The sequence below is a fragment of the Clostridium sartagoforme genome, from assembly GCF_004794105.1.
Lineage (GTDB): Bacteria > Bacillota > Clostridia > Clostridiales > Clostridiaceae > Clostridium > Clostridium sartagoforme_B.
In genome coordinates, this window is record NZ_SRYR01000004.1 from 176,783 (window position 1) to 189,878 (window position 13,096).

The 13,096-nt window shown below is 31.9% G+C and carries 6 protein-coding genes; all 6 read left to right on the forward strand.

The genetic code is table 11. The features are described 5' to 3' along the window. The first annotated feature begins 60 nt into the window (after positions 1 to 60). Positions 61 to 1,200 carry an acyl-CoA dehydrogenase gene (locus E5347_RS10440; RefSeq protein WP_136007120.1) on the forward strand — a complete coding sequence of 380 codons (1,140 nt, stop codon included), beginning with the start codon at positions 61 to 63 and terminating at the stop codon, positions 1,198 to 1,200. Positions 1,201 to 1,215: 15 nt separating this feature from the next. Next, positions 1,216 to 1,995 (forward strand): electron transfer flavoprotein subunit beta/FixA family protein, encoded by a 780-nt coding sequence (locus E5347_RS10445; protein WP_136007122.1) that lies wholly within the window; start codon positions 1,216 to 1,218, stop codon positions 1,993 to 1,995. Positions 1,996 to 2,015: 20 nt separating this feature from the next. Beyond that, a complete protein-coding gene (locus E5347_RS10450) occupies positions 2,016 to 3,023 on the forward strand; it encodes an electron transfer flavoprotein subunit alpha/FixB family protein (protein ID WP_136007124.1) in 1,008 nt (335 codons plus the stop codon). Between the two features lie 314 nt (positions 3,024 to 3,337). Continuing rightward, positions 3,338 to 4,180: a 3-hydroxybutyryl-CoA dehydrogenase gene (locus E5347_RS10455; RefSeq protein WP_136007125.1), complete on the forward strand. Its 843-nt coding sequence runs from the start codon at positions 3,338 to 3,340 to the stop codon at positions 4,178 to 4,180. A 562-nt stretch (positions 4,181 to 4,742) separates the two neighbouring features. Beyond that, positions 4,743 to 5,684 (forward strand): DNA-3-methyladenine glycosylase family protein, encoded by a 942-nt coding sequence (locus tag E5347_RS10460; RefSeq protein ID WP_136007127.1) that lies wholly within the window; start codon positions 4,743 to 4,745, stop codon positions 5,682 to 5,684. A 669-nt stretch (positions 5,685 to 6,353) separates the two neighbouring features. Beyond that, positions 6,354 to 13,028, forward strand: a complete 6,675-nt coding sequence (locus E5347_RS10465; protein ID WP_136007129.1) for a discoidin domain-containing protein — start codon at positions 6,354 to 6,356, stop codon at positions 13,026 to 13,028. Positions 13,029 to 13,096 lie beyond the last annotated feature (68 nt).

A 13,096-nucleotide genomic window follows, 5' to 3' on the forward strand; every position in this document is an offset into this window, starting at 1 on the left:
TATAATATTATAAAGTTTAATTATTTCAATTTAAGTTGCAATATCAAGGAGGTATAATTAATGAATTTCCAATTAACTAGAGAACAAGAATTAGTAAAGCAAATGGTTAGAGAATTCGCTTTAAATGAAGTTAAACCAATAGCTGCTGAAATTGATGAAACAGAAAGATTCCCTATGGAAAACGTTGAAAAGATGGCTAAACTAGGGATGCTAGGAATTCCATTTTCAAAAGAATATGGTGGAGCTGGTGGAGATACCCTTTCTTATATAATGGCAGTTGAAGAGTTATCTAAAGTATGTGGAACTACAGGAGTTATAGTTTCAGCTCATACTTCACTATGTGCTTCTTTAATAGATCAATTTGGTACTAAAGATCAAAAGGAAAAGTATTTAACAGATTTAGCTACTGGTAAAAAACTTGGTGCTTTTGGATTAACTGAACCAGGTGCTGGTACAGATGCAGCAGGACAACAAACTGTAGCAGTTAAAGATGGGGACAATTATATATTAAATGGTTCAAAGATATTTATCACTAATGGGGGAGTAGCTGAAACATTTATTATATTTGCAATGACTGATAAATCTAAGGGAACTAGAGGTATTTCAGCATTTATAGTTGAAAAAGACTTTGAAGGTTTCTCAATTGGTAAGAAAGAAGAAAAGCTTGGAATTAGAGCATCTTCAACTACTGAGTTAGTAATGAGTAACTGCATCGTTCCTAAGGAAAATTTAATTGGACAAGAAGGTAAGGGATTTGGAATAGCTATGAAAACTCTTGATGGAGGAAGAATAGGTATTGCAGCTCAAGCATTAGGTATTGCTGAAGGTGCTTTTGAAGAAGCAGTTAATTATATGAAGGAAAGAAAACAATTTGGAAGACCATTATCTGCATTCCAAGGATTACAATGGATGATCGCAGATATGGATGTGAAAATTGAAGCAGCTAAACACTTAGTATATAAAGCAGCATGGCTTAAAGATAATAAGCTTCCATATAGCGTAGAAGCAGCAAGAGCTAAGCTTTATGCAGCAGAAGTAGCTATGGATGTAACTACAAAAGCTGTTCAAATCTTTGGTGGATATGGATACACTAAAGAATATCCAGTTGAAAGAATGATGAGAGATGCTAAGATAACTGAAATATATGAAGGAACATCTGAAGTTCAAAAGATGGTTATTTCAGGAAGCGCTTTAAGATAAGGGGAGGATTTATAAATGAATATAGTAGTTTGTTTAAAACAAGTTCCAGATACAACAGCTGTTAAAATTGATCCAAAAACAGGAACACTTATAAGAGATGGAGTTCCATCAATAATAAATCCAGAAGATAAGCATGCATTAGAAGCTGCTTTAACAATAAAGGATAATAATGGAGGAAAGGTTACTGTATTAAGCATGGGGCCTCCTCAAGCTAAAAATGCTTTAAGAGAAGCTTTATGTATGGGAGCTGATGAAGCTATCCTTATTACAGATAGAGCTTTTGCAGGAGCTGATACTTTAGCAACATCTAAAGCATTAGCAGGAGCATTAAAGAAATTAGAATATGATATAGTATTCGCTGGAAGACAAGCTATCGATGGAGATACAGCTCAAGTTGGACCTGAAATAGCTGAACACTTAGATATACCTCAAGTAACTTACGTTCAAGATGTAAAGGTAGAAGAAGATGGTTTATTAGTAAATAGAGCTTTAGAAGATGGATATGAATTAATTAAAGTTAAAGCTCCAGTTCTTTTAACAGCAATTAAAGAATTAAATGAACCAAGATATATGAATGTTCAATATATATTTGACACAGCTAACAAAGAAATTCAAATCTGGTCAGCAGATGATATAGATGTAAATAAAGAAGAACTTGGACTTAAAGGCTCTCCAACTAAGGTTAAGAAAACTATGACTAAGGAAACTAAGGGAGCTGGAGAAATAATAAATGAAGTTCCACAAGAAGCTGCAAAATATGTATTAGCAAAATTAAAAGAAAAACACTACATCTAAGATTTGGGAGGTAAATGAAGATGAGTATAGCAGATTACAAAGGCGTTTGGGTATTTGCTGAGCAAAGAGAAGGAGAACTTCAAAAAGTTTCTCTAGAACTACTTGGTGAAGGTAAGAAGATTGCAGATAAATTAGGGGTTAAATTAACAGCACTTTTAATAGGAGATAATGTAAAAGGATTAGCAGATACATTAGGAAGACATGGTGCTGATGAAGTATTAGTAGCGGAAAATAAAGGGTTAAAACATTATACAACTGATGGTTATACAAAGGTTATTTGTGATTTAGCAAATGAGAGAAAGCCAGGAATATTATTTATTGGAGCAACATTTATAGGAAGAGATTTAGGTCCAAGAGTTGCAGCTAGATTATCTACAGGATTAACAGCTGACTGTACAGTATTAGATGTTGATGTTGAAAAGGCAGATTTACTTGCAACAAGACCTGCATTTGGTGGTAACTTAATGGCAACAATCGCTTGTCCAGATCACAGACCACAAATGGCAACAGTAAGACCAGGAGTTTTCTCAAAGCTTGCTGATGAAGATAGAAAGTTCACTGTTGAAGAAGTAGCAGTTGAATTAAAGGATTCAGATATAAGAACTAAAATAGTTGAAATAGTAAAAGAAACTAAAGAAATCGTAGATATAAGTGAAGCTAATTTCATCGTTGCTGGTGGTAGAGGAGTTGGAGCTAAAGAAAACTTTGCTATCTTAGAAGAATTAGCAGAAGCTTTAGGTGGAACTGTAGCAGGATCAAGAGCTGCTGTTGAAAATGGTTGGATAGAAAGAGACTATCAAGTAGGCCAAACAGGTAAGACAGTAAGACCTAACATTTATATAGCTTGTGGTATTTCAGGAGCTATTCAACACGTTGCGGGTATGCAAGATTCAGATCTTATAATAGCAATTAATAAGGATGCTTCAGCGCCAATTATGCAAACAGCTGATTATGCTGTAGTTGGAGACTTATTAAAAGTAGTACCAGAAATGACTGCTCAATTAAAAGCAATGAAAGAGAATGAATAAGTAGAAGCTAAAAAATGAAATAATGAAAAATTGATGATTAAAATCAAAAGAGTTTACTAATTTGAAATTTATGATATGGATGATGAAAGAATGAATTTCACATAATATGGAATTTGTGATATAATTGAAATGTATTTTAAAAATTCTCATAAAATAAGGATTAAATAATTTAATAGATAATGTATTATGGATAATTGAGGAAATAAATCAGCAGAGCTGAGTTATGAAATAGATAATTTAGCCTTTGTCTAAATTATTACCTTAATTGTTAATTGATAAATGTTAACTGTTAATTAAAAGAAAGGGTGTTTAAAATGGAAAAGATTTTTGTTATAGGTGCTGGAACTATGGGTGCTGGTATAGTTCAAGCTTTTGCTCAAAAAGGATATGAGGTTATAGTTAGGGACATAAAGGATGAATTCGTCGAAAGAGGAATTAACGGAATCAATAAAGGATTAACTAAGCTCGTAGCTAAAGGAAAAATCACTGAAGAAGATAAGGAAGCAATTCTTGGAAGAATATCTGGAACTACAGAGTTAGCTCTTGCTGAAGATTGTGACTTAGTTATTGAAGCTGCTGTAGAAAATATGGAAATCAAGAAAAGCATATTTGCTGAATTAGATGGAATCTGTAAAGAATCTACTATTTTAGCTTCTAATACATCATCTTTATCTATCACTGAAGTTGCTTCAGCAACAAAGAGACCAGATAAGGTTATAGGAATGCACTTCTTTAACCCAGCTCCAGTAATGAAGCTAGTTGAAGTTATAAGAGGAATAGCTACATCTCAAGAAACTTTTGATGCTGTAAAAGAATTATCAGTAGCAATTGGAAAAGAGCCAGTAGAAGTTGCAGAAGCTCCTGGATTTGTAGTTAACAGAATACTTATTCCTATGATAAATGAAGCAAGTTTCATACTTCAAGAAGGAATTGCTTCAGTAGAAGATATAGATACTTCAATGAAATATGGTGCAAACCATCCAATGGGACCATTAGCATTAGGAGATCTTATAGGATTAGATGTATGCTTAGCTATTATGGATGTTTTATATAACGAAACTGGGGATAGCAAGTATAGAGCAAGCAGTCTTTTAAGAAAATACGTTAGAGCTGGATATCTAGGTAGAAAGACTGGAAGAGGTTTTTACACTTACTAAAATTAAGATATATATTACCGAAAAAATCCCTTGCTTCCTTATGAGCAAGGGATTTTTCAATTAACAATTAACAATGGGCAATTAACAAGTAAGGAGAAAACTCAGCTGAGCTGAGATTTTTAATTAAAAATGAAGAAATTAAAGACTTAACGAATCAAAGAATGAAGTGAAAGATTTGACAAGCTTATTAAGGAAAACTCAGTGGTATCTGAGTTTTTTTTAATTAAGAATGGAGAAGATTAAGAGTGAAAGAATGAAGAAATGAAGAAATTAGGGGGGAAAGTGAGGGGAGGATAATGAAACTTGGACAATATAAATTTTCAATAAATAGGAGAATAGGTTGATTTTAATGGGATAACTATGAAATAAGAAAAAGAATAATAATAACTTAGGAAAAACATATAGATAAGCTAAGCTGTTAAATCTAAGTGATTTGGAACAAATCACATCAAAAACTGCTAATTGTTAACTATTAATTGTTAATTGTCTGAGTCCTTGTGGTATAATTAAGGAATAGTTTGTTTATTTTAAGGGGATAAATAAAATAACAAGAGGTGAAATAATGAATTTTGATAAAGTTAGTTTTGAAGATAATAAAGTAATTTTAGAAGGTCTAAAGAACTTTGATATTAAGCAAATATTAGAGTGCGGACAATGCTTTAGATGGGATAAGATTAGTGATACAAATTATATAATTGTAGCTTATGGAAGAGTAATAGAAGTACTTCAAGAGGGGGATAAGGCTACTATATATAACTCAAATGAAGAAGATTTTAATAATATATGGATAAATTATTTTGATTTAGAGAGAGATTATGATGAAATTAAGACTGAATTAGCTAAGGATGAAATCTTACAAAAAAGTGTAGATTTTGGATATGGAATTAGGATTTTAAATCAAGATCCTTTTGAAATGCTAATTAGCTTTATAATATCAGCTAGAAATAGTATTCCATCAATTAAGAAGACTGTTAAAAAGATATGTGAAGCATGGGGAGAAAGAATAGAATATAAAGGCGTGGAATATTACACATTTCCAACAGCAAAAGCTATTAAAGAAGCTACTTTAGAAGATATCCAAGGAACAGGAGCATCTTTTAGAAGTAAATACATAGTAGATACTATAAAGAAGGTTAATGAAGCTATAGAAGTTAAGGAAGATATGGAGAATAATCCAGATAAATATAGTGAAAGACCTGAAATTTTAGATTTCGATTTAGAGTATATTAAGTCTTTAAATGATGATGAATGTCACGTAGCTCTTCAAAAATTTATGGGAGTAGGAGCTAAGGTTGCTGATTGTATAATGTTATTTTCAATGGCAAAGCACTCAGCATTCCCAGTAGATGTATGGATAAAAAGGGCAATGATATATTTCTATGTAGCACCTGATGTATCATTAAATAAGATGAGAGTCTTTGCTAGGGATAAATTTGGAGCATATTCTGGAATGGCTCAGCAATATCTTTTCTACTATGCTAGGGAAAATAAGATAGAAGTTTAGATTATTTATCAGCAGAAAATAGTTGATATAGTATTTAAACTGGTAAGCATGTATTAGTACAATTACAATAAATGATAAATGAATAAGAAGTAATAATATAATAATTAGTAGGCTACTGTATAGTATTAGATACAGTAGCCTATTTTTATTATGAAAGAATTAGCGAAAATTAGTATATAGACAAAATAAATGATAATAAAAAGTTGTTGACAAAATATGGAAATAAAAATTATAATGAAGTTAAGTGGTAATTACCATTAAGTGGTAGATATCGTTATAGTTATTATTTATAGGGGGGATTATATATAAATTTTATTATAAACAACTGATAAGAATCGTTGAATAATCAAGATAATGCTATGTAAGTAATATAATTTTAAGTTATATCAAAATTAGAAAGTTAAATCAACAGTATAAAGATTTTAAATTATATCTAAGACTTGTCATTACCAATTTTAAAATGATAGGTAATATAGCAGTTAGTAATAGTAAAATTCATATTATAAAATTCCAAATTAAAAGCATCATAAAATTCGTGTGAAAAGCCCATAGGTATAGAATCATGCTAATAGTATATAACTTATCTTAAGTTATAGCATAGTTAAGAGAATGAGAATAATATGTTAAGCACACAGCTTAATAAATTTTAGAAAATCAATGGGAGGAATTATGAAGAGAAAAATGATAGCTGCAAAATTAACTGCACTTGCTTTAACTACTGTTTTTGCATCAGGTCTAATGATTCAATCAGTATCGGCTTATGAAATTTCTGTAGGAACTAATTTAGCTACAGAAAACATAATTTCAGAACAAAAAGCAAACGACTACAAAGTCATTGGTGGAGTTAAGGATGTTATACAATCAGAGAATAAAGTCACTTTTGAAATGACTACTGGTGAGAAGATAAGAGTATCAATTTTGGAAAATGATGTACTTAGAATATATATGGATCCTAAAGGGGAGTTTCAAGAAGATCCAACTCCAAACTCAAAGGATCATATAGCTAAAATTATTGATAAACAAGAAAGTGAATATAGCAATGTTACGCCAGTATTAGAAATGGGTAATACTATAAAGGTTTCCACAGAAGTTATTGAGTTAAGAGTTGATAAAGCAACTGGAAAAATGGAATTATTCAATAAGAAAACAAATAGCTTAGTATGGAAAGAAGCAGAACCATTAAAGTATAAGGATACTGAGACTATCCAAACTTTAGAAGCTTCTGAAGATGAATATTTCTATGGTGGTGGACAACAAAACGGACGATTCTCTCATAAGGGAAAAGTTATAAATATTAAAAATGAAAATAATTGGGTTGATGGAGGAGTTTCAAGTCCTACACCATTTTATTTTTCTACTAAGGGTTATGGGGTAATGCGTCATACCTTTAAACCAGGACAATATGATTTTGAAGCGACTGAAGAAGGAAAGATGACTGCGAAGCATGATGAAAAACGTTTCGATGCATATTATTTTATAGATGAAAAGCCAACAGATATTATTAATAAGTTTACTGAGCTTACTGGTAAGCCAATATTATTACCAGAATATGCATTTTATCTAGGACATGCAAATGCCTATGCTCGTGACTGGATTAATGATGAAACAGGTCAAGAATCTCAAACTCCAAAGCCAGGATTTGATCGTCAAGAAACATTAATGGTAGATGCTAAAAAAGTTGTTGATGAGCATATTGATAATGATATGCCACTTGGATGGTTTTTACCTAATGATGGATATGGTGCAGGATATGGTCGTGCAGATACAATTGATGGTAATATAGCACTATTAAAAGAGTTTGTTGACTATACAAAAAGTAAAGGTATTCAAACTGGACTTTGGACACAAAGTGACTTAAAGCCAACAGGGGTTGGAGAAGTTTACTTGCAACGTGATATAGATAAAGAAGTTGGTGAAGCTGGAACAAATGCAGTTAAGACAGATGTTGCATGGGTAGGAGCAGGATACTCTTTTGCACTTAATGCTGTAAGACAAGCTGCAGAGGGCATTGTAAATAATTCAGTAGATAGAGCTAGACCTTTCATTGTATCTTTAGATGGATGGGCTGGAACTCAACGTTATGCTAGTATTTGGTCAGGAGATCAATATGGTGGTAATTGGGAGTATATTCGTTTCCATATACCAACATATATAGGATCTGGATTATCAGGACAGCCTAATGTAGGTTCAGATGTAGATGGAATATTTGGTGGAAATAAATTAATTCAAACTAGGGATATTCAATGGAAAGCATTTACTCCAGTTGAAATAGATATGGATGGTTGGGGAAGTAACCCTAAAAAGCCATATATATTTGGTGAACCATATAACTCAATTAACCGTATGTATTTAAAGTTAAAGGCAGAAATGATGCCATATAACTATAGTATTGCCAATGAAGCTACTAATGACGGAGTACCTATGGTGCGTGCAATGATGTTAGAGTACCCTGAAGCATATACTTATGGAACAAACACTGAATATCAATATATGTGGGGACCGAACTTATTAGTAGCACCTATATATCAAGATACTGCTTCAGATTCAGCAGGAAATGATATACGTAATGATATATATCTTCCAGATGAAGATCAAATATGGATTGATTACTTTACAGGACAACAATACAGAGGTGGTGGAGTATTAAATAACTTTGATGCACCTATGTGGAAGCTTCCTTTATTCGTTAAGAATGGGGCTATAATTCCTATGGCTAATGAGAACAATACTCCAGAAGATATAGATGATTCACAAAGAAAGTTTGAAGTATATCCAAGTGGAGATACTAGTTTTGAAATGTATGAAGATGATGGATTAACAACAGACTATTATGAAGGAAAGTCAGCAACAACAATGATAACTTCATCAGCTCCTAAGACTGGAAAGGGAAAAGCTGTTATTAAAGCTGGATTATTAACAGGAAGTTATGAAGGGATTGTTACAGAAAGATCAACTGAATTCACAGTAAATGTAAGTGAAAAACCAACAGATTTATCATTAAAAGTTGGAAATGAAAATGTTGACTTAAAAGAAGCAGCTTCTTTAGAAGAATTTGAAAAAGGAACAAACTTATATTTCTATGATGAAAGTCCAAATCTTAATAAATATTCTACAGAAGGTTCAGAATTTGCAGATGTGGATATAACTACAACTCCTAAGATTTATGTAAAGGTAGACAAAACAGATGTGACAGTTAATGAAGTTGAGTTAACTATTAATGATTTTATAAATACTCAAGATATTTCTAAAAATGAAGTAAACAAAGATTTAAAAGCTCCTAAGAACTTTGAGGCTCCAGAGGATTTAATAACTTCAAGTTCAATAGATTTAACTTGGGACAAAGTAAAAGATGCAGAATCTTATGAAATTGAAATAGATGGAATAATACAAAGAAATATTACATCAACAGAATATAGTCATAAAGGCCTAGATTTTGATACTGAGTATAGCTATCGTATTCGTAGTGTAAATAAGGATGGTTATTCAGAGTGGAGTAAAGAATTAACTGCTAGAACAGACTTAGATCCATATAGAAATGTTCCTAAAGACATGACTGTTAAGTGGACAGAAGGTCAATATAGTAGTGATGTACCAGCAAATGCTGTAGATGGAGATGATAACTCTCAATTCCACTCAAAGGGAAATGCAATTGATGTACCATTTATAATTGACATGAAAAAAGCTTATCAAATTGAAAAATTAGAGCTACTGTTTAGAAATGCAGGAAATGGTTCTGTAAAGCGTGCTGAAATATATAGCAGCTTAGATGGTGTTAATTATCAAAAGGTATTTAGTAATGCAAGCGATTCTGGAAATGCAGCTTGGACTACTGATGGACAAGTAAAAACTATAGGATTTGATGCTCCAATTAAAGCGCGTTACTTTAAGATTGTAACTAAAGAATCAGTTGGTAACTTCTTGACTATGAGAGAGTTTAGACCATACATGGTAGATGGAAGTAAGGGTCAACTTGTTGGTGACTGGAACAATGGTGGAACAATTGAAGAAGGAGATTTAACATTCCTTCAAAATTACACTGGATTATCATCTGTAGATGCAGATTGGGATTATGTATCAATGGCTGACTTAAACTTTAATAATGTTATTGATGCTTACGATATAAGTTATGTAGCAAGCCAATTAGAAGGTGGTATAGTACCAACAGAAGGTGGAAATGTTGCTGGAGAAATTATGCTAGTTCCGAATAAAGCAAGTATTTCAGCAGGCGAAACATTTACTGTTGATGTTGTAGGTACTGGATTATCAGATGTTAATGCCTTTAGTGCTGAGATTCCTTTAGATTCAAGTAAGTATGAATTTGTAAAAACAGAAGGTGCAGTCTCAACAGCTTCTATGAAGAACTTCTCAAAGATTAGACTTCATAGTGATAATTCACAAGATCTTTATACTGTATTCACTAATATTGGTGATAACGTTAGACTTAACGGAACAGATACTCTTGCAACAATTACTTTAAAAGCTAAGAGTGATATTAATTTTGACTTAGCATTAAGTGATGCATTAGTAGTTGATAGTAACTTAAATTCTAAAAATGCAGTTGCTAATATTACTAATCCAGAAGATCCATTACCAGGAGATAAAGATTCAGTAGTGAAGATTGGAAAAGAAAGTATTACTGTAACTGGTGATGAGTCACAATTACAAACAGGAATGGGATTAAGCAGATTAATAGATGGAACTACAAGTAGTGATGATAGTTCTCGTATGGATTTAAAATGGGTATATTCTGCTGATCAAGCAGATAAGGGAAAGCTTCCATTTGAAATGACATTTACATTTAAGGAAGCTAAGAAGTTTAATAACTTTACAATATACAATAGAACTAATGCTGATGGTAAAAATAATATTGCAGCAATGAAAAAAGTAAAAGCAGTTGGATACTTAAATGGTGTTGCAACAGATTTAGGTGAAGTATCTAATATTACAACTGCAAAGACTATATTCAATTTAGAAGGTAAATCATTTGATAAGATTGTAATTACAGCTTTAGAATCTAATAAGGATATGTACACTTTAGCAATAAATGAAATAGAATTCTATGAAGAAAAGCAACAAGCACCATCATCAATAGAATTTTTAGAAAATGCACCAACTAATCTTTATGTTAATAAGATAGCACCTATATTTGCAAAAGTATTACCTGAAACTGCAAATTTAAATTATAAACTTACTTCAGATAATGAAGAGGTAGTAAAGGTTATACGTGTAGATAATGGTAATTCATCTACTTATTATTTAAGAGGGGTTAAGCCGGGTACAGCAAAGGTAACAGCTACAACAGTTGATGGAAAACTTAGCGATCTACATGAAGTTACAGTACTTGATGGATTTGATAAATCTATATTAATTGAAGCTATTGAAAAGGGTAAATCATACTCAAAGAATAGTGAAATTTATACAGAGGAAACTTATTCAGAATTACTAAAGGCTATAGAAAATGCTGAAAAGGTATTAGAATCAGCAAAGACAGAATCAGAATTAAGTTCTGCCATTATATCAATAAGGGTAGCTATAAACGGATTAAAAGAACGTGAAGAACCTAATTTAAATGTAATTGACTTTAATAAATTAGAAGCTATATTTGCTACAACTGAAGCAGATAGTGACTTTATGGAAAATGCTGTAGATGGTGATGAAAATACAATATGGCATTCAGGTTATCAAAGTAAAGATAAGCTACCAGTTTCAATAGTAGTTAAGCTAGATAAGCCTTATAACCTTAATCAAGTTGATTATTTACCAAGACAAAATAGTAGAAATGGACATGTAACTGAATATATTGTTGAAACTAGTTTAGATAATGAAAATTGGACAGAAGCTAGAAGAGGAACCTTTAAAGAAGCAAGTAATGGTTCAGGACTTGAAAATAAAGGATATAATCCAATACGCTTCAATACTACTAAAGCTCAATATGTTAGATTTACTGCATTAAAAACTTTAGGCGATACTCGTGATAAATATGCAAGTGCTGCTGAACTTAAATTCTATGGACAATCAGAAGTAGATAAATCAAACTTAAGTGCTAAGATTAGTGAAGCAGAAGCATTAGTTGAAGCTGATTACACAGCAGAAAGCTTTGAAGCAGTTAAGGTAGCAATTGATGGCGCTAAGGTAATATTAAATGATAATTTAGCAACTCAAGAACAAGTTGATGAGGCAATTAGTATTTTAACAGATGCAATTGATAATCTTGTTAAGAAAGATGATGTTGAAGAAGTTAATAAAACAGTTTTAGCAATGGCTATAGAATATGTTCAAAACTTAAAGGCAAATGGAGAACTTGAAGATGTTGTTCCAGCAGTAATTAAAGAACTTGAAGCTGCATTAGAAGAAGCTAAAGAAGTTTTAGCTAATGAAAATGCTACACAAGCTCAAGTAGATGTAGCTGAAAAGAGATTAATAAACGTAATTCATATGCTAGAGTTCAAAAAAGGAGATAAGACAAAGCTTAAAGAACTTGTTGAAATAATTAAAGTTTTAGATGAAAGTAAATATACAACTTCAACTTGGAATGCATTGCAAGTAGAGCTTGAAAAAGCTGACAAAGTAATTGCAGATGAAAATGCAATGGAAAAAGAAGTTGCTAAAACTTATGAAAGCTTAAATAAGGCATTCGCTGAATTAGAATTAGTAGCTGATAATTCTAAACTTGCACAATTAGTAGCTGAATTAGAAGGTAAAGATTTATCTAAGTATACAACAGGAACTGTTAATAAGTTCAAGGCAGAATTAGAATATGCTAAGGGAATCTTAAGCAATAAGGATGCAAGTCAAGAAGAAATAAATGAAGCTTATAATAAGTTAATAAAAGCTTACCTTGATTTAAGATTAATCCCAGATAAATCTCTTCTTGAAGATTTAATAAGCAAGGCTGAATCAATAGATTTATCTAAATATACTAAGGAAAGTGCTAATAAGCTAAGTTTAGCATTAGCTAATAGTAGATCAATCTTAAACAAAGAAGAGGTTACTCAAAATGAAATAGATGAATCAGCAGATGAATTGAAATCAGCTTTAGAAGGACTAATAGCAAGTAACGGAAATGGCAACGGTAATAACAATGGAAACAACGGCGGCGGAAATGGAAATAATAACGGAAATAACGGAAGTGGAAATGGAAGCAACAACGGAAACAACGGAAGTGATAATGGAAACGGCAACGGCAACGGTAGTGGAAACAACAATAGTAATGGCAACGGAAATAACAACAGCAATAATGGGGGCAAGTTACCAAGTACTGGAGGAACACCAGCAGGTGCTATAGCATTATTTGGAGTATTAACTTCAGCATTAGGAGTTTCTATATTTAAAAAGAAAAAGTAAATAAGTAAAACTATAATTTAGTCTGCAAGGATTTAATAGGACGGATCAAGTAAGGGAATAGAGCCGGT

What these genes read in the sequence shown, in the direction of transcription:
- E5347_RS10445 (WP_136007122.1), top strand. Translation starts at nt 1,216, where the DNA reads ATGAATATAGTAGTTTGTTTAAAACAAGTTCCAGATACAACAGCTGTT.
- E5347_RS10450 (WP_136007124.1), top strand. Translation starts at nt 2,016, where the DNA reads ATGAGTATAGCAGATTACAAAGGCGTTTGGGTATTTGCTGAGCAAAGA.
- E5347_RS10460 (WP_136007127.1), top strand. Translation starts at nt 4,743, where the DNA reads ATGAATTTTGATAAAGTTAGTTTTGAAGATAATAAAGTAATTTTAGAA.
- E5347_RS10455 (WP_136007125.1), top strand. Translation starts at nt 3,338, where the DNA reads ATGGAAAAGATTTTTGTTATAGGTGCTGGAACTATGGGTGCTGGTATA.
- E5347_RS10440 (WP_136007120.1), top strand. Translation starts at nt 61, where the DNA reads ATGAATTTCCAATTAACTAGAGAACAAGAATTAGTAAAGCAAATGGTT.
- E5347_RS10465 (WP_136007129.1), top strand. Translation starts at nt 6,354, where the DNA reads ATGAAGAGAAAAATGATAGCTGCAAAATTAACTGCACTTGCTTTAACT.